Annotated in this window: 17 protein-coding genes and 2 tRNA genes; 15 read left to right on the top strand and 4 right to left on the bottom strand. The window is 61.3% G+C overall.

The genetic code is table 11. The features are described 5' to 3' along the window. Nucleotides 1-10: 10 nt before the first annotated feature. From LNV09_RS12325 to LNV09_RS12310, 4 genes are all read right to left on the bottom strand, one after another. On the bottom strand, nt 11-838 hold the full coding sequence (locus tag LNV09_RS12325) for a LytR/AlgR family response regulator transcription factor (protein ID WP_263557376.1): 828 nt from the start codon (nt 836-838) through the stop codon (nt 11-13). Continuing rightward, nucleotides 835-2,001 carry a sensor histidine kinase gene (locus LNV09_RS12320; protein ID WP_263557375.1) on the bottom strand — a complete coding sequence of 389 codons (1,167 nt, stop codon included), beginning with the start codon at nt 1,999-2,001 and terminating at the stop codon, nt 835-837. The genes LNV09_RS12325 and LNV09_RS12320 overlap by 4 nt, the downstream gene beginning before the upstream one ends. A gap of 4 nt (nt 2,002-2,005) precedes the next feature. Continuing rightward, the gene (locus LNV09_RS12315) at nt 2,006-2,533 is read right to left on the bottom strand and encodes a DUF6622 family protein (protein WP_263557374.1); all 528 of its coding nucleotides are present in this window, start codon (nt 2,531-2,533) and stop codon (nt 2,006-2,008) included. A 109-nt stretch (nt 2,534-2,642) separates the two neighbouring features. Next, nucleotides 2,643-4,169, bottom strand: a complete 1,527-nt coding sequence (locus LNV09_RS12310; RefSeq protein WP_263557373.1) for a helicase HerA-like domain-containing protein — start codon at nt 4,167-4,169, stop codon at nt 2,643-2,645. Nucleotides 4,170-4,257: 88 nt separating this feature from the next. On the opposite strand from LNV09_RS12310, the gene LNV09_RS12305 reads away from it, so the two are divergent. The 15 genes from LNV09_RS12305 (at nt 4,258) to LNV09_RS12235 (ending at nt 16,613) form a co-directional block, all read left to right on the top strand. Continuing rightward, nucleotides 4,258-4,983, top strand: a complete 726-nt coding sequence (locus LNV09_RS12305; RefSeq protein WP_263557372.1) for a YebC/PmpR family DNA-binding transcriptional regulator — start codon at nt 4,258-4,260, stop codon at nt 4,981-4,983. 36 nt (nt 4,984-5,019) lie between these two features. After that, a complete protein-coding gene (purD, locus tag LNV09_RS12300; RefSeq protein WP_263557371.1) occupies nt 5,020-6,300 on the top strand; it encodes a phosphoribosylamine--glycine ligase in 1,281 nt (426 codons plus the stop codon). Beyond that, nucleotides 6,297-7,232 carry an oxygen-dependent coproporphyrinogen oxidase gene (hemF, locus tag LNV09_RS12295; RefSeq protein WP_263557370.1) on the top strand — a complete coding sequence of 312 codons (936 nt, stop codon included), beginning with the start codon at nt 6,297-6,299 and terminating at the stop codon, nt 7,230-7,232. The genes purD and hemF overlap by 4 nt, the downstream gene beginning before the upstream one ends. Further along, nucleotides 7,223-7,846: a nicotinate (nicotinamide) nucleotide adenylyltransferase gene (nadD, locus tag LNV09_RS12290; protein WP_263557369.1), complete on the top strand. Its 624-nt coding sequence runs from the start codon at nt 7,223-7,225 to the stop codon at nt 7,844-7,846. The genes hemF and nadD overlap by 10 nt, the downstream gene beginning before the upstream one ends. A 7-nt stretch (nt 7,847-7,853) precedes the next feature. Beyond that, nucleotides 7,854-8,606, top strand: coding sequence for a ribosome silencing factor (gene rsfS, locus LNV09_RS12285; RefSeq protein ID WP_263557368.1), 753 nt, complete (start codon nt 7,854-7,856; stop codon nt 8,604-8,606). 14 nt (nt 8,607-8,620) lie between these two features. Next, nucleotides 8,621-9,088, top strand: a complete 468-nt coding sequence (gene rlmH / locus LNV09_RS12280; RefSeq protein WP_263533410.1) for a 23S rRNA (pseudouridine(1915)-N(3))-methyltransferase RlmH — start codon at nt 8,621-8,623, stop codon at nt 9,086-9,088. A 20-nt stretch (nt 9,089-9,108) separates the two neighbouring features. Further along, the gene (locus tag LNV09_RS12275) at nt 9,109-9,723 is read left to right on the top strand and encodes a Maf family protein (RefSeq protein ID WP_263557367.1); all 615 of its coding nucleotides are present in this window, start codon (nt 9,109-9,111) and stop codon (nt 9,721-9,723) included. A gap of 51 nt (nt 9,724-9,774) precedes the next feature. After that, the gene (rng, locus tag LNV09_RS12270) at nt 9,775-11,262 is read left to right on the top strand and encodes a ribonuclease G (RefSeq protein WP_263557366.1); all 1,488 of its coding nucleotides are present in this window, start codon (nt 9,775-9,777) and stop codon (nt 11,260-11,262) included. A gap of 126 nt (nt 11,263-11,388) precedes the next feature. Further along, nucleotides 11,389-12,666 carry a Tol-Pal system beta propeller repeat protein TolB gene (gene tolB, locus LNV09_RS12265; protein WP_263557546.1) on the top strand — a complete coding sequence of 426 codons (1,278 nt, stop codon included), beginning with the start codon at nt 11,389-11,391 and terminating at the stop codon, nt 12,664-12,666. A gap of 114 nt (nt 12,667-12,780) precedes the next feature. Continuing rightward, nucleotides 12,781-13,326 (top strand): peptidoglycan-associated lipoprotein Pal, encoded by a 546-nt coding sequence (pal, locus tag LNV09_RS12260; RefSeq protein WP_411969275.1) that lies wholly within the window; start codon nt 12,781-12,783, stop codon nt 13,324-13,326. Between the two features lies 1 nt (nt 13,327). Further along, on the top strand, nt 13,328-14,119 hold the full coding sequence (gene ybgF, locus LNV09_RS12255) for a tol-pal system protein YbgF (protein WP_318023291.1): 792 nt from the start codon (nt 13,328-13,330) through the stop codon (nt 14,117-14,119). Nucleotides 14,120-14,222: 103 nt separating this feature from the next. After that, complete coding sequence (locus LNV09_RS12250; RefSeq protein ID WP_263557364.1) at nt 14,223-15,026, top strand: tRNA threonylcarbamoyladenosine dehydratase; 804 nt, start codon at nt 14,223-14,225, stop codon at nt 15,024-15,026. A 39-nt stretch (nt 15,027-15,065) separates the two neighbouring features. Beyond that, nucleotides 15,066-15,141 (top strand) — tRNA-Lys (locus tag LNV09_RS12245). A gap of 119 nt (nt 15,142-15,260) precedes the next feature. Next, a tRNA-Lys gene (locus LNV09_RS12240) sits at nt 15,261-15,336 on the top strand. A gap of 209 nt (nt 15,337-15,545) precedes the next feature. Next, nucleotides 15,546-16,613, top strand: a complete 1,068-nt coding sequence (locus LNV09_RS12235) for a hypothetical protein (protein WP_263557363.1) — start codon at nt 15,546-15,548, stop codon at nt 16,611-16,613. Nucleotides 16,614-16,735 lie beyond the last annotated feature (122 nt).

The raw sequence follows: 16,735 nt of genomic DNA, 5'->3' as shown, positions 1-16,735 counted from the left end.
CCGTCCAGGGCTACATGCCTTTGAACAAATGTGTGTACATGCGGCTGACGCTCAAGCGGTCTTTGCTGCCATGCAGGTGCAGGCTTAGCTTGCCGGCTTCGTCGCGCACGGCCCGGTCAATCGCGTCGCTGCGAACGACCACGCTGCGGTGGACTTGCCAGAAACGAGTGGTGTCGAGTTGGGGCAATAGCTCGCGCAGAGATATGCGCACCAAATGCTCTTTCTCGGCGGTCAAGACGCGCACATATTTGTCCGCCGCTTCGAAGTACAGCACCTCTTCGACCGGGAGCATTTTGATGACGCTGCCTTGCGCTATTTGCAGCAAGCGCAAGGGCGGCTGCGGCGCTGCAGCAGCTGGTGCTGTGGCGCCGAGCAGCAGGCGCAATTGCTCGACGGCTTGATTGATCTTGTCATCAGCTTGCTGTGCCGGCTGCTCCGCGTTGTGGGCCGGCCGCAGGGCCAGGGTCGCCTGCAGACGCTGGCAGGTCAGCGCTAGGCGCTCGGGCTGCACCGGTTTGAGCACATAGTCGACGGCGGCGCGCTCGAAGGCCTGCAGAGCATATTGGTCATAGGCTGTGACGAAAACGAGCAGGGGAAATGGCTGCTCTTGCGGCCAGTCCTCGGCCATCGCCTGCGCCGCCTCCAAGCCGCTCAAGCCCGGCATGCGGATGTCGAGGAAGCAGATGTCGGGCAAGAGGCGCAGTGCGGCGTCCAATGCCGCCTGGCCATGCGGGGCCATCGCGACGATTTGCAACTCCGGCCACAGGCGCGCTAGTTCCTGACGCAGGCTTTCGGCCAACAGGGATTCGTCTTCGGCAATCAGGGCAGTGGGTTTCATGCGATTTGGATCGGAATCTGGATGGTGACGATGGTGCCGCCGTCGGCGGTTGGGGCAAGCGCCAAACTGGCTGCGGCGCCATATTGGGTCGCGAGGCGTTCGCGCACTTGGTGCAGGCCGAACTGCGTGCTTTCGTTTGAACTGCTGGCGCTTGCCGCCTGGGTCAGGCCAACGCCGCTGTCTTGCACGACCAGCAGCAACACCGGACCCTCACGGCGAGCCGAAATGCGCAGCTCTCCGCCGTCGATCGCAGGCTCCAGCCCATGTTTGATCGCGTTTTCTACCAATGGCTGCAGGAGCAAGGGCGGGATGGGCAGGTCACCGAGTTCAGTCGGCAAGTCCAGGATTGGTCGCAGCCTGCTTCCCATGCGAATCTGCATCAGTGCCAGATAGTCTTGCAGCCTTGCGAATTCGTCGCGCAGCGAATGGCTGGCGCTGCGCGAAGCGCTCAGGGTGGCGCGCAAAAAGGCGATCAGCTGATCCAGCATCGCTTGCGCGCGCAACGGATCTATGCCGATGAGCACCCGCAAATTGGCCAGGGTGTTGAACAGCATATGCGGCTCAAGCTGCGACTCCAGCAGGCGCAGTTTGCTCTCGGCGGCGACGCGCTGCGCGGTTTGGGCACGCAGATTGGCGGCGTCCAGGTGACCTCGTGTGACGAAGAAAAACGTGATCGCCAATCCTGGCACCAGAGCGATGATCAGCATGATCAGCCCTTTGTGCAGGCCTTCACTGAAAGGATTCTTGTAGTTGTTGCCCATCAGCCAATTGGCTGCGTCCAAACCGAGGGTGTAGCCGGCCAGTGTGCCGCACAGCAAGATGGCCAGCATGGCCGGCCAGCCTATCCAAGCTATGGGTGGCAAATCCTTGCGTGCGCGCCAACGGGCCTGAAGCAAGGAGGCCAAATGGGTCAGCGTCTGGATAATGCTCGAACAAGCGGCGCTGATCATCAGGGTGTAGACAAATTCGTTTGCAAATTGCCGGCCTATCCGCGACCAGGTGACACCTTCCACAAGCATGAAGACCGAGGTCAAGGCCAAGGCAATGCCCAGCACCAGCAAGATTTGGCGGATCAGCCAGACGCCGCGTCTGCCAGCGTAGCTACAAAAGTTGAAAATTGAGCTGCTGCTGGCGATGGGGGCAGGTGTACGCTGAGTCGGCATGGGGTCAGGGTGTTTCAAGTTGTCCGCTTTGTGATGAAGTTGCTCGGTTGAGGATATTGCGCGAGCGGCCTAGAAATGCGCCGCCAAAGGCCCCAAAGGTGGCGCTGAAAGTGGCCATGAATTCGGGTCTGCCGAGCAAGTCCGGATGCATGGCCGCACTCATACCGACGGCAAATTTGGCCAAGAAGATGCCCATCATCAGCACCAAGGGAAGCCAGCTGCCGGGCACAAAGAACTGGCCGCGGGCGCTGTCGAAGCGGCTGCCCGTCGGCCAGCCACTGCGGCGCACCACCGACAGACTGGCCAGCAGACCCAAAACCCAGGGCAAGACCGCAGTGGCCGAATAGCCGAAGCTGCTGACGACGCCCCAGATACCATAGGCCAGCCAGATCGTGGGCACCCCCATCAAGCGGCGCCTGGCCATCCATTGGTCGCGGCTTTGCAGCAGGCCCATGACCAAGATCAAGGCCAAGATGGCCCAGACAAAGGCGGGGATGTGGCTGAAGATGTCACTGATGGCAGGCGTTTGCATGGTTGAGCTGGGCGTTGGTTTGTATTGGCAATGCCCGCATTGTTGAGTCAGCGGCAGCGCAAGGGCAGCCGCTTGCGATCAAACGCGGCCGCTCAGCGCGAAGCGCCGCTCAGCGGCGCCGACTGCTGCTGCCACCCAGCAAACTGCCCAGCACGCCCCGCACAATTTCGCGGCCGACCGAGCTGCCCATGGTGCGCATCGCGGATTTGGCAGCCGTCTCGGCCAGGCCCGCATGGTGGCCGCCGCGCGGGCCGGTGGTGCCAAATAGCAAGTCTTTGAGGCCGCCGAGCATGCCGCCATCGTCGTCACTTGTTGGTGCGGACTGGCTGCCGCCCGGCGCTGCGGCCGTGCCGGTCGTGTTGGCTGGCCCGCCCTTGAGTTTTTCAAACGCCGACTCGCGGTCGACCAAGGCCTCGTACACGCCTGCGACCAAGGAGTTCTTGATCAAGACCTGGCGCTGCTCGGGCGAGATTGGGCCGATCTGGCTTCCCGGCGGCAGCACGAACACGCGCTCGGTCACACTGGGCCGGCCCTTCTCGTCCAGCAGGCTGACCAGCGCCTCACCGACGCCGAGTTCGGTGATGGCCGTCGCGATGTCCAGCCCAGGCTTGGCCCGCATGGTGTCGGCCGCCGCCTTGACGGCCTTCTGGTCACGCGGCGTGAAGGCGCGCAGCGCATGCTGGACCCGGTTGCCGAGTTGGCCCAGCACGGCGTCCGGAATGTCGAGCGGGTTTTGCGTCACAAAATAGACGCCGACGCCCTTGGAGCGAACCAGGCGCACGACCAGTTCGATTCTTTCAATCAAGGCTGCCGGCGCGTCCTTGAAGAGCAGATGCGCCTCGTCGAAGAAAAACACCAGCTTCGGCTTATCCAGATCACCGACCTCTGGCAGGGTCTCGAACAACTCGGACAACATCCACAGCAGGAAGCTGCCGTACAGTCGCGGCGCATTCATCAGCTTGTCGGCGGCCAGCACATTGATGACGCCCAGGCCCGCTTCGGTCTGCATGAAGTCGGCGATATTGAGCATAGGCTCGCCGAAAAATTTGTCGCCGCCCTGAGCCTCGATCTGCAGCAGACCGCGTTGGATCGCGCCTATGCTGGCGGCCGAGACATTGCCGTACTGGGTGGTGAACTGAGCGGCGTTGTCGCCGACATGCTGCAGCATCGCGCGCAAATCCTTCATGTCGATCAACAAAAGGCCGGCGTCATCGGCGATCTTGAAGACCATCTGCAGGACGCCTTGCTGGGTTTCATTCAAGGCCAGCATGCGAGCCAGCAAGAGCGGGCCCATATCGGAGATGGTGGCTCGCACCGGATGGCCTTGCTCGCCGAACACATCCCACAGCGTGGTCGGGCATGCCAGCGGGGCAGGGGCGTCGATGCCGCGCTCTTTGAGCGTTGCCAAGAGCTTGGGACTGGGGGCGCCCACCTGCGAAATGCCGGTCAGGTCACCCTTCACATCGGCCATGAAAACCGGCACGCCGATGCGGCTGAAACTCTCGGCCAGGGTTTGCAGGCTGATGGTCTTGCCGGTGCCGGTGGCGCCGGTGATCAGGCCGTGCCGATTTGCTAACGCTGGCAGCAGATGGCATTCAATTTGGCCGTGGCTGGCCAGCAAAATCGGGTCTGACATGAGGGTTCCCTGAGCTCAAAGCTAAAATTGCAGTCTATCCAACTAATGTGGGTCGCTTAAAAGCAGACCCAGCAGGAGCAAGAGCCACATGGCTGGTCATTCCAAATGGGCCAATATTCAGCATCGCAAAGGCCGCCAAGACGAAAAGCGCGGCAAGATCTGGACCCGCATCATCCGTGAGATCACCGTCGCCGCCAGGCTGGGCGGGGGCGATATCAAGGAGAACCCGCGCCTGCGCTTGGCGGTGGAAAAGGCCAAGGGCGCGAATATGCCGGCCGACCGCATCAAGTACAACGTCGACAAAGCGACCGGCAATCTGGACGGCATCCACTACGACGAAATCCGCTATGAGGGCTACGGTATCGGCGGCGCGGCGGTGATCATCGACACGATGACCGACAACAAGGTGCGTACCGTCGCCGAAGTGCGGCATTGCTTCAGCAAATGCGGTGGCAATATGGGCACCGAGGGCGCCGTGGCCTTCCAGTTCAAGCATTGCGGTCAGCTGGTGTTTGCGCCCGGCAGCTCGGAAGACAAGATCATGGAAGTGGCGCTGGAAGCCGGCGCCGAGGATGTCATCACCGATGATGACGGCGCCATCGAGGTGCTGACCGCTCCGGCCGATTTCGAGGCTGTCAAGAACGCACTCGAAGCCGCCGGCCTGAAGGCCGAAGTGGCCGAGGTGACGATGCGGGCCGAAAACACCGTCGAGTTGAGCGGTGACGACGCGGTGCGGATGCAAAAGCTGCTGGATATGTTGGAAGATCTGGACGATGCTCAGGCCGTTTACAGCAATGCCAACATCAACGAATGATCGTTAGACCGATCGAATGAAAAGGGAAGTCTGCGCATGAAGGTTTTGGTAATTGGCAATGGCGGGCGCGAACATGCGCTGGCCTGGAAGCTGGCTCAGGGTGAGCGGGTCAGTCAGGTCTATGTGGCGCCCGGCAACGGCGGCACCGCGCGTGACTCACGTTTGACCAATATCGCCATCACCGATGTCAAGGCGCTGGCCGACTTTGCTGTCGAGCAAAAGGTCTCGCTGACCGTGGTCGGCCCGGAGGCTTATCTGGCCGCCGGCGTCGTCGATGAGTTTCGGGCCCGTGGCCTGCGCATCTTTGGGCCGACCAAGGCTGCCGCGCAGCTGGAGTCGTCCAAGGCCTTCGCCAAAGACTTCATGAAGCGCCACAACATCCCGACTGCGGCCTACGAGGTCTTCAGCGATGTGGCTGCAGCCCACGCGTACGTGGATGCCCAGGGTGCGCCGATCGTCATCAAGGCCGACGGTTTGGCCGCCGGCAAGGGCGTGGTCGTCGCGATGACGCTGGCCGAGGCGCATGAGGCGATCGACTGGATTCTGGCAGACAACAAGCTCGGTGTCGTGCACAACGAAGGCGTCGCGCGGGTCGTGATCGAGCAGTTCCTGCAAGGCGAAGAAGCCAGCTTCATCGTTTTGTGTGACGGCAAGAACGTCGTTTCGCTGGCCACCAGCCAGGACCACAAGCGCCTCAAGGACGGTGACGAAGGCCCGAACACCGGCGGCATGGGTGCCTATTCGCCGGCGCCGGTCGTAACGCCCAATGTCCATGCCAAGGCGATGCACGAGATCATCATGCCGACTATCCAAGGCATGGCGCGTGACGGCATCCCCTTCACCGGTTTTCTCTATGCCGGCTTGATGATCGATGCGGCCGGCCAGCCGCGGACGGTCGAGTTCAATACCCGCATGGGCGACCCCGAAACGCAGCCCATCATGATGCGGCTCAAAAGCGACCTGCTCGAGGTGCTGCTGCATGCCACCGACGGCACGCTGGATCAGGTCGAACTGCAATGGGATCGGCGCGTCGCACTCGGCGTGGTGATGGCCGCCGGCGGCTACCCACTCAGCCCCCGCAAAGGCGACGCGATCAGCGGCTTGCCGGCCGATGCGGAGGACCATATGGTGTTCCACGCCGGCACCGCCGAAGTCGATGGTCAGTTGCTGACCTCGGGTGGGCGCGTGCTGTGCGTGACGGCTTTGGGCGAGTCGGTGCGCAAGGCGCAGGCGCTGGCCTATGAGAGCCTGGTCAATATCCAGTTCGAAGGCAAGCAGTACCGCCAAGACATCGGTTATCGGGCGGTGAAGCGTTGAATACGCAACTCGTACGTGACTATCTGCTTGACCTGCAGGCGCGCATTGTCGCGGCCTTGCAGGCGGCTGATGGCGGCGAATTCATAAGTGACGGCTGGACCCGCGAGCCGGGCAGCCGGCTAGAGGGTGACGGCTTGTCGCGTCTGATCGAAGGCGGCGCGGTATTCGAGCGCGGCGGCGTCAACTTCTCCCATGTGCGGGGTCGGGTCTTGCCCCCTTCGGCGACCCAGCATCGCCCCGAGCTGGCCGGTGCGCCGTTCGAGGCGATGGGCGTGTCGCTGGTGATCCATCCGCACAATCCGTTCGTGCCGACGGTGCATATGAATGTGCGCATGTTCGCGGCCTTCCCCGTCGATGCCGAGCCGGTGGTGTGGTTCGGAGGCGGCATGGACCTGACACCTTACTACGGCTTTGAGCGTGACGCGCAACACTTCCATCGCACTTGCGAAGCGGCGCTGATGCCGCATGGCGACGGGTTGTATGGGCGTTTCAAGCCCTGGTGTGATGAGTATTTCTATCTGAAGCATCGGGACGAGCCGCGTGGCATAGGCGGCATCTTCTTTGATGATTACGCCGAGGGTGGCTTCGAGGCCGCGTTTGCGATGCTGCGCTCGGTCGGTGATGCTTTTGTGCCGGCCTATCTGCCCATCGTCGAACGCCGCCAAGGTCTGGCCTATACCGAGCGCGAGCGTGACTTCCAAGCCTACCGGCGCGGTCGTTACGTCGAGTTCAATCTGGTCTTCGACCGTGGCACCCTTTTTGGCCTGCAATCGGGTGGTCGAACCGAGGCGATTTTGATGTCGATGCCGCCCATCGTAAAATGGCGTTATCAGTGGGTGCCCGAGGTCGGTACGCAAGAAGCCAAGTTGTACAGCGACTTTTTGCGGCCGCGCGATTGGGCGCATGAAGCAGCCACCCATCTATGGCTGTAAAGCTCGGCGGAACGGGCCGCACCGGCCTGTTTGGCGGGAGTTTTGATCCTCCTCATCTGGGGCATTTGAGCCTGGCGCATTGCGCCTTGACTCAGCTGGGTTTGGATCAAGTGCTGTGGATGCCGGCCGGGCGACCCTGGCAAAAGACTGGCCGCGGTTTGGCCGCGCCTTTGCACCGGCGTGCCATGGCCGAGTTGATGGTGGCGGGCGAGCCGAGGTTTTCGGTTGACGACAGCGAGTTGGAACGCGATGGGGCGAGCTACACCATCGACACCGTGCGGGCTCGTCAGTCCGTGTATCCACGTGAGCAATTGTTCCTGGTGATTGGCCAGGATCAATTCGAGCGTTTCCACACCTGGCGCGACTGGCGGGCCTTGTTAGGTTTGGTGACGCTGGCGGTAGCGGCACGCGCGGGTCAAGAAGTTCAGGGTTCGGCCGAAGTCATGGAAATCGTCCTCGCCGAACCCAACAAAATGCTGAAGCTGGCGATGCCGGCGATGCAGGTTTCATCCACCCAAGTGCGCGAGTTGGCCTCGCGCAACGAGGATTTAAGCCCCTTGGTGGGCGACGCGGTGGCGGGGTATATTGCCCTCCACCGTCTTTACAGTGAGTAGGTACTGAATGGACATTCGTAAGCTGCAACGCGCCATCGTCGATGGTTTGGAAGATGTGAAGGCCCAAAATATTTTGGTCTTCAACACCGAGCACCTGACACCGCTGTTCGAACGCGTGATCATCGCGTCCGGCACCAGCAACCGTCAGACCAAGGCCTTGGCCTCGGCCGTGCGTGTCACGGTCAAGGAGCGCGGCATGGACGTGCTGCGCTGCGAGGGCGAGGAAAACGGCGAGTGGATCATCGTTGACTGCGGCGCCGCCGTCGTGCACGTGATGCAGCCGGCGATCCGTGATTACTACCATCTCGAAGAGCTGTGGGGCGGCAAGCCCGTCAAGATGGCGCTGGGCGACGGCAAGACCAAATTGGTCAAGGCTTCGGAAGAAGATGACGAGGAAGACGTTGCGCCCAAGAAGGCAGCCAAGAAGACTGCAGCGAAGAAGGTAGTTGCCGCTTCGCTGCCGGGCAAGCCGGGCGTGGGCAAAAAGGTCGCCGCCAAGGCCGCGGCCGAAAAGCCTGCTGTCAAGAAGCCAGCCGCCAAGAAGCCGGTGGATCGCTCATCCACCAGCAGCCGCGAGGTGGATCACAAGACGCCCGCCACCAGCACCTTGAAGGTTGGCGCAGCCAAGCCTGCGGTGAAGAAGGCTGCCGCCAAGAAGTCAGCCGTCACCAAGACCGTCGGTGTCAAGCGGGCAGCACCGAAACCGGCCGTCAAGGCTGCGGTCAAGAAGGCCGCCAGCAAGAAGAGCAGCGACGCCTAAGTCAACCCTCAGGCATGCGTTTGCTTTTGGTGGCCGTGGGCCAGCGCCAACCGGCCTGGGCCGATACGGCCTATGAAGACTTCGCCAAGCGCTTTCCGCCGGAAATGCGCCTGGAGTTGAAGGCCGTCAAGGCCGAAACGCGCGGCAGCAAGACGGCCGAGCAATTGATGGCGGCCGAAGCGCTGCGCATCGAAGCGGCCTTGCCACGCGGTGTGCGCCGGCTGATTCTGGATGAACGCGGCGAGCGCCGCACCAGTATGCAGTTGGCCGAGCGGATGAAGCTGTGGATGGGGGACGGCCGCGATGTTGCGCTGATCATCGGCGGGCCGGACGGCTTGGCGCCTTCGCTGAAGGCCACCGCCGATGAAACCTTGCGTTTGTCCGATTTGACGCTGCCCCATGCATTTGCTCGCGTGCTCTTGGCCGAGGGCTTGTATCGCGCTTGGACGGTGATGACGGGCCACCCCTATCACCGTGAATGATTTGCCAGTGATTTGAGCCCATGAGCGCAGCTTTTTTTGACTTTATCTATCTCGCTTCCCAGAGCCCGCGCCGCAGCCAGCTACTGCAGCAACTCGGTGTGCGCCACGATCTGCTTTTGGCCGGTCCTGAAGAGGATGCGGAAAAGCTGGAGGACGAGATCGCGGGGGAGTCGCCCGAGGTCTATGTCGAGCGCGTCACCCAGGCCAAGCTCGACGCTGCTCTGGCCAGAATGAAGGCGCGCGGCTTGGCTCAAGCGCCTGTGCTTTGTTCAGACACAACGGTAGCGGTCGATCGGCAGATTCTCGGTAAACCCTTGGATGCCGATGACGCGTTTCGTACCCTGCGCTTGTTGGCCGGCCGCAGCCACCGCGTCATCACGGCCGTGGCGCTGGGTTTGGGAGAGCGACGCAGTGTGGCCTTGAATGTGTCTTCGGTTGACTTTGCGCCGCTCAGCGACGAGCAGATCCGCATGTACATCGCCAGCGGCGAGCCATTCGGCAAAGCCGGGGCGTATGCGATTCAAAGTCAGGCGGCAGCCTGGATTTATCGCATCGAGGGCAGCTATTCAGGCATCATGGGCTTGCCGCTGTACGAGACGGCGCAATTGCTGCGGCAGTGGAACGTTCAGTTTTGACGCATATCGGCCCCAGGCTGCCGATATGCGTCAACATTCGAGATTAGCGCCATGGAAGATATTCTGATCAACTGGTCTCCCCAGGAGACGCGCGTGGCCGTGGTTGAAAACGGCTCGGTGCAGGAGCTGCATGTCGAGCGCGCGCTGGAGCGCGGCTTGGTCGGCAATGTGTACTTGGGCAAGGTGGCGCGCGTGTTGCCGGGCATGCAGTCGGCCTTTATCGATATCGGCCTGGAGCGCGCGGCATTCCTGCATGTGGCCGATCTGCATGTCAATGGTGCGCCCAGCCATATTCGCAGCCAGCATGCCGAGGGCGGTGTAGCGACCCCGATCGAGCGCCTGGTGTTTGAAGGTCAGACCTTGACCGTGCAGGTGATCAAGGACCCGATCGGCACCAAAGGCGCACGCCTGTCGACCCAGATCAGCATTGCCGGGCGCATGCTGGTGTTTCTGCCGCAGGATGAGCACATCGGCATCTCGCAGAAGATCGGCTCTCCCGAGGCGCGTGAGTTGCTGCGCGCCCGCATGCAGGTGTTGGTGGGCAAGCCCGAGGAGGGCGGCGGCGGTGGCTTTATTTTGCGCACCAATGCCGAGGACGCCAGTGACGAGGAGCTGGCCTCAGACATCGCCTATCTGCGCAAGGCCTGGGCCGCCATTCGCGAGAAGGGCTTCAATTCCCCGCCCGGCAGTTTGCTGCATCAAGACCTGAGCCTGGTCGAGCGCGTTTTGCGCGATCTGGTCAGTGAACGTACCGGCTCGATCCGCATCGACTCCAAGCTGCAGTACGACGTGCTGCATGGCTTCGGTGAGCTGTTCATGCCGGCGGCGACCGCCAAGCTCGAGCACTACAAAGGCGAGCGGCCGATTTTCGATTTGAACAATATCGACGCTGAATTGAGCCGAGCGCTGGCGCGGCGCGTCGATTTGAAGTCGGGCGGCTACCTGATATTTGACCAAACCGAGGCGATGACGACGGTGGACGTCAACACCGGCGGGTTTGTCGGTGCGCGCAATTTTGACGACACGATTTTCAAGACCAATCTGGAGGCGGCCGGGGCCATCACGCGCCAGCTGCGCCTGCGCAACCTGGGCGGCATCATCATCGTTGACTTCATCGACATGACGCGCGAGGAGCACAAATCGGCGGTGCTGACCGAGTTCCGCAAGCAACTCAGCAAGGACCGCACCAAGGTCACGCTGGGCGGTTTTACCCAGTTGGGTTTGGTGGAGATGACCCGCAAGCGCACGCGTGAATCGCTGTCCAGAATGCTTTGCGAGCCTTGCCCGACCTGCGAGGGCAGGGCGCAGGTCAAGACCGCTCGAACGGTTTGTTATGACATCATGCGCGAGATCCTGCGCGAGGCGCGCCAGTTCTCGCCCAAGGAGTTCCGCATCGTCGCCGCCGCCAATGTGGTGGAGATGCTTTTGGACGAGGAAAGCCAGCATCTGGCCGGGCTGTCGGACTTCATCGGCAAGCCTATCTCCTTGACCGCGGAGCCGAGCAATCAGACCGAGCATTACGACATCGTGTTGCTGTAAGTCGCTGAGCCTGCCGGCGTCGCTGCCGGGCAGGCTCAGGCAAAATGCCGCAGCGAAAAATTTCCACTGTTGATTGCGAAAACAATGCCTGAGCAGAACTCCCTGAATCATCATTCGCGGCGCGGCATGCTGCGGCAAACGGTCGGCGCTTGTTCGGCGACTTTGCTCGGCTTTAGCCCGCTGGCCAGCGCACAATTCCGTGTCGATATTTCCGGTGTCGGGGGCACTCAGATGCCGATCGCTGTGCCGGATTTTCGCGACGAAGCGCGGGCGGCTCAGCCGGTCGCGGCGATCATTCGCTCTAACCTGGAGCGCAGCGGACAGTTCCGCATCATTGACGCCCCGACCGGCATGTTCGAGGGCAGTCAGCCGGTGTGGTCAGAGTGGCGGGCGCGCAATGCCGATGCGCTGGCGGCCGGCTCCGCGGCACGCTTGGCCGACGGCCGGGTCGATCTGCGCTACAAGCTCTGGGATGTGGTCAAGGGCCAGGACCTGGGCGGCGAGGCGCATGCGGTGGCGCCCGAGGATGTGCGCCTGGGCGCGCACCGCATCTCGGACACGATTTATCAAAAACTGACAGGTGAGCGCGGCATCTTTGCAACCCGCATGGCCTATGTCACCAAGGCCGGCGGACGCTACAGCCTGCGCATCACCGACGCCGACGGCGAAGGCGGTCAAGTCGCGCTGGCAAGCCCTGACCCGATCATCTCGCCGGCCTGGTCGCCGAGTGGCAAAGAGCTGGCCTATGTGTCGTTTGAGACGCGCAAGGCGGTGGTCTGGATTCAGGATGTGCAAACCGGCCGACGCCGCGTGCTGGCGGACTTCCGCGGCACCAATAGCGCGCCTTCTTTCTCGCCCGATGGGCAGCAAGTGGCACTCACTTTGTCGCGTGAAGGCGGCTCGCAACTGTTCATCATGAACCGGGACGGCAGCGGCTTGAGGCGCTTGACGCAAAGCTCGGCGATCGATACCGAGTCGGTGTTTTCGCCCGACGGCCGATCGATCTATTTCGTCAGCGATCGTGGCGGCGGACCACAGATCTACCGCATGGCGGTGGGCGGGCAAAGCGGCACGGCCGAGCGTGTGACGTTTAACGGCGCTTACAACATCAGCCCGGCCATCAGCCCGGACGGCCGCACCATGGCCTTTATCACTCGGCAGGGCGGCAATAGTTTTCGCCTGAGCGTGATGGACTTGGCCTCCGGTACCGTGCAGCAGATCAGTGATAGCCACGATGACGAAAGCCCGAGCTTTGCGCCGAATGGGCGGCTGCTCGTCTACGCCTCGCGGGCGGGCGGCAAAGATGTGCTGATGACCAGCACCTTGGACGGCAAGATCAAGGCCAAATTGATCTCGACCTTGGCCGATGTGCGCGAGCCGACTTGGGGCCCCTTTGGCCGTTGAGGGCGGGCTGTCAAGCCTTGATGCTAACTTGTTGGATAATCGCCACTGTAGTCCGCTGAGTGCTTGGCGCGCGGTGGGCCATATGGGTATGGATCTGTGATCGTTTTTGAAGGAGTGACCCGAATGAAGATGAGTCGTTTTGCGATGAGCTTGGTGGTGCTGGCCGTGATGGCCGGATGCAGTTCGCCTGTCAAGCTGGATGAGCCGGCGCCTGTGGAAACACGCCCCGTGGCACCCAATAGCTCGGCAACCAGCGGTGCCAGCAGCATGCCTATGGCCGAGTCCAAGGTCGCGACCGTTGATCTGGGCGCTCAGCTGACCGCTGCCGTTGCCAACCAGCGCGTGGTCTTGTTCGACTTCGACAGCTATGTGGTCAAGGATGAATATCGTGGCTTGGTCGAAACCCATGCCAAGCGTCTCGCCAATGACCGCAAGCTGGCACTCAGCCTGGAAGGCCACACCGACGAGCGCGGTGGACGTGAGTACAACCTGGCCCTGGGCCAGCGTCGTGCTGAGGCTGTGGCCAAGTCTTTGAGCCTGATGGGCGTGGGCGCGGCGCAGGTCGAGCCGGTCAGTTTCGGCAAAGAAAAGCCCGCAGCTCAAGGCAGCGACGAAGCAGCCTGGGCTAAGAACCGCCGCGTTGAGCTGAAGGACAAGTGAAGTGAGGCTGCAGCGTCAGCATCTTTGCCGAACTCTGGCGGCCATGGCGGCGAGCGTGCTGTTCAGCTTGTCGGCGCAGGCCGCCTTGTTCGACGATGACGAGGCACGCAAGGCGATTCTTGAGTTGCGCAACCGGGTTCAGCAAAGTGAAGACGCCCAGCGACTTCGCGTCGAGCAACTCGCCGCACAGTCACAGGAGCAATTGGGTCCGATGCGTCGCAGCATGCTCGATCTGAATGCTCAGCTCGACACGCTACGTCTAGAAATTGCCAAGCTACGCGGCCAAAACGAACAACTGGCCCGCGACTTGGCGGAAACTCAGCGCAAGTTGGGTGATCAGGCGCAGTCTTTGGATTCGCGCTTGAAGCCGCTGGAGCCGCAAAAAGTGCAGCTGGACGGCAAAGAGTTTCAAGTTGAGCCCGAGGAGCGCCGGCAATACGAGGCCGCGATGGGCTTGATTCGTCGCGGTGATTTTGCCGAGGCGGCGACTGCGATGGCGGGTTTTCTGCGTCGTTTTCCGGCCAGCGGATATGTTGATTCGGTGCGCTTTTGGCTCGGCAATGCACAGTATGGCAAACGCGACTACAAGGACGCAATTGCAACTTTCAAAACCTTTATTTCCAGCAACCCTCAGCATCCCAAGGCTGCCGAAGCATTGCTGGCCTTGGCGAATAGCCAAATTGAGTTGAAAGACGTCAAGCTGGCGCGCCGTAGTCTGGAAGACCTGATCAAGGCCTACCCTGGCACCGAGGCTGCGCAAGCGGGCAAGGAGCGGCTGGCGGCGTTGAAGTAGGGCGCAAGCCTTTTGTCTGTTTGTGAAGAGGCCCTGCTTGCGGGGCCTTTTTATCTTCGCGACCTTGGTCATCACCCAGCCTTTGGCCCTCCCGAGTCCAACTATGCAAGACATTTTTCCCATCACGGCAGATGCCGAACGGCGCTTCGGTGGTCTGCGTCGTCTCTATGGTGAAGCGGATTACCAGCGCTTGCGAGGGGCACACTTTGCCGTCGTGGGGCTGGGCGGCGTGGGTTCTTGGGTCGTTGAGGCCTTGGCGCGCAGCGGGGTCGCGGCCTTGACCCTGATCGACTTTGATCAGGTGGCCGAATCGAATATCAATCGTCAAGTGCAGGCTCTTGGCTCAACGGTGGGTATGGCCAAAGCCGAAGCGCTGCGCTTGCGGATTCAAGACATTCATCCCGACTGCCGCGTTCGAGTAATTGAAGAGTTCGTTGATGAGCAAAATTGGCCCGGTATGCTGGACGGCGCCGCAACGCCGCTCGACGGCCTGGTTGACGCCTGTGACCAAGTTCGAGCCAAGGCGCATTTGGCGGCGTGGGCTATGCAGCAGCGCCTGCCCTTTGTTGCGGTGGGCGCGGCCGGCGGTAAGCGCGAACCGCATCTGATGAGTATCGAGGACCTGTCCGACACCAGTCACGACCCCTTGCTGGCCAGTTTGCGCCAACGCCTCCGGCAGCATCATGCAGCGCCGCGCAAAGGCAAGCTGGGAGTTGCTTGTGTGTTCTCGCGCGAGCCGGTGCATCGCCCCTTTGCAGCCGAAGGCGCCGAGGCTTGCGCGGTCGACGGCAGCCTCAACTGCCACGGCTATGGATCGAGCGTCGCCGTCACGGCCAGTTTTGGCATGGCTGCCGCGGCAGAGTTGATCAAGATTCTTTTAAAGAATCCGCATAAGTCTATTGCGTGACATCCTAAATTCAGATTAGAATAGTGAGCTTCGCTTGATGGGTCGTTAGCTCAGTTGGTAGAGCAGCGGACTTTTAATCCGTAGGTCGCAGGTTCGAGTCCCGCACGACCCACCAGATCTAGCAAGTCTAAAAATATAAGTATGTATTGGCTAAACAGTTAATATGTACGAAAAATAGGCTATACTGCGAAGCTTAGTAAGTCGTGCTGATTTGTGCGATTTACGCAAAGTGTAGGGCTCTTAGCTCAGTTGGTAGAGCAGCGGACTCTTAATCCGTAGGTCGAGTGTTCGAGTCACTCAGGGCCCACCAAAAATAAGAATGAAATCAAGCACTTAGCGCCGCAAGGTTCTAAGTGCTTTTTTCATTGCGCAGGCACCTCAAAGAGATTGGCCGCGTATTTCACTAGCTCTCCCATGCGAGATAGTCCGGATGGCGTGCATCATGCACCGTGACTTAATTACGGCGTCACCGAGGATTGCGACAGTTCGGGCTCAGTAGAAACTCGAATGGAGAGCGTCATGATTCTTGAGCAAGGGCACAAGTTGGGTCGTGCAGCACTGCCGATCGCGGTGGCCTGCGGCGTATTGTTGGCCGGAATCGCGGGTACCGTCTGGGTGACTCAGGCCAAGGCCTCGGCCCCAGCGACCAAGGCACCCGCTACGCCTGTCGCTGCTGCTGGCAGCGCGCCAGAGTCAACGGCTGCCTTGACCAAGCGCTATGCCGCCAGTTGCGAGTCGGCCGTGCGTGAGCGCCAATTCGACAAGGCTTTAGCCCTGTGCAGCGAGTTCACGCAAACCGAAGCCTTGGCCGGTAAGGCCAATTCCAGCATGGCTGTTGCAAGCATGCTGCGCGACACCAGCGATGCCGCAGCCATGGCCTTGAGTGCCCGTCATGCCGAAGCCGCTGCCAAGCTCAATGATGCACTCGGCAAGATGATTTGGGCCTATCACGGCCTGAATGGCCACGGCACAGCCGTCGCTCCGGATAGGGCCGAAGTCTTGTTGACCGAGGCGCAAAAAGACGGCGTTGCCAAGGCCGAGGTCTTGCTCGCCAGCCTCAAGCAGAGCAAGGAATGCCGTGAGCATGCGCAGGTTGCCCTGTTCGACTTGCCGGTATTTTGCATGGGTCGCGGTGAACTGCGCAGTGCGCTGACGGAGTTGGGCATGCGAGAGCAAGAGCAAAGCGCCGGTGCGGAACGCGAGATCTACGCGCTCGGCAAGATGCTGCCCGGTGCGCGCCAAATGAGCTTGCAATACGGCAAGCAGGCGGGCTCGCAATTGCTGGTGCCGGTTCACGTGACTTATCGCTTCGGGATTCAGGAGGCGGCGTTTGCGAGCCAAACCCTGCAGCGCTTGCAGGACAGTTTGCGCAAGAAATATGGCAGCCCGCTGCGCAGCGAAAGCGATACATTTGGCCAATGGCGCAGCACTGATGGCGTGCTGATCGAACTCAAACGCGACGGCGCGGGCGATTTGCTCTTGAGCTATCGACATGAGCAGCGTGCGGTTGCTTTGCAGGAGCAAATGCTGGCGCTGGAAGTGCGCCGTGCGGAGCGCCTCAGCGAACTGACATTGAAGGCTTTATAGGGCAATCGCCTGCGGCCGGCCAGCAGGCTTGCCGCCACTTTTGGGGCCAAGGCCTGCCAAGAAAAAATCGCGCTACCCAGCAATGGACAGCGCGATTTTTGTTTCAGCTGGGTTCAGAGTGG

Source organism: Paucibacter sp. B2R-40 (assembly GCF_025717555.1).
Taxonomy (GTDB): Bacteria; Pseudomonadota; Gammaproteobacteria; order Burkholderiales; family Burkholderiaceae_C; genus Paucibacter_A.
This window is presented reverse-complemented; position numbering and strand designations above follow the sequence as displayed.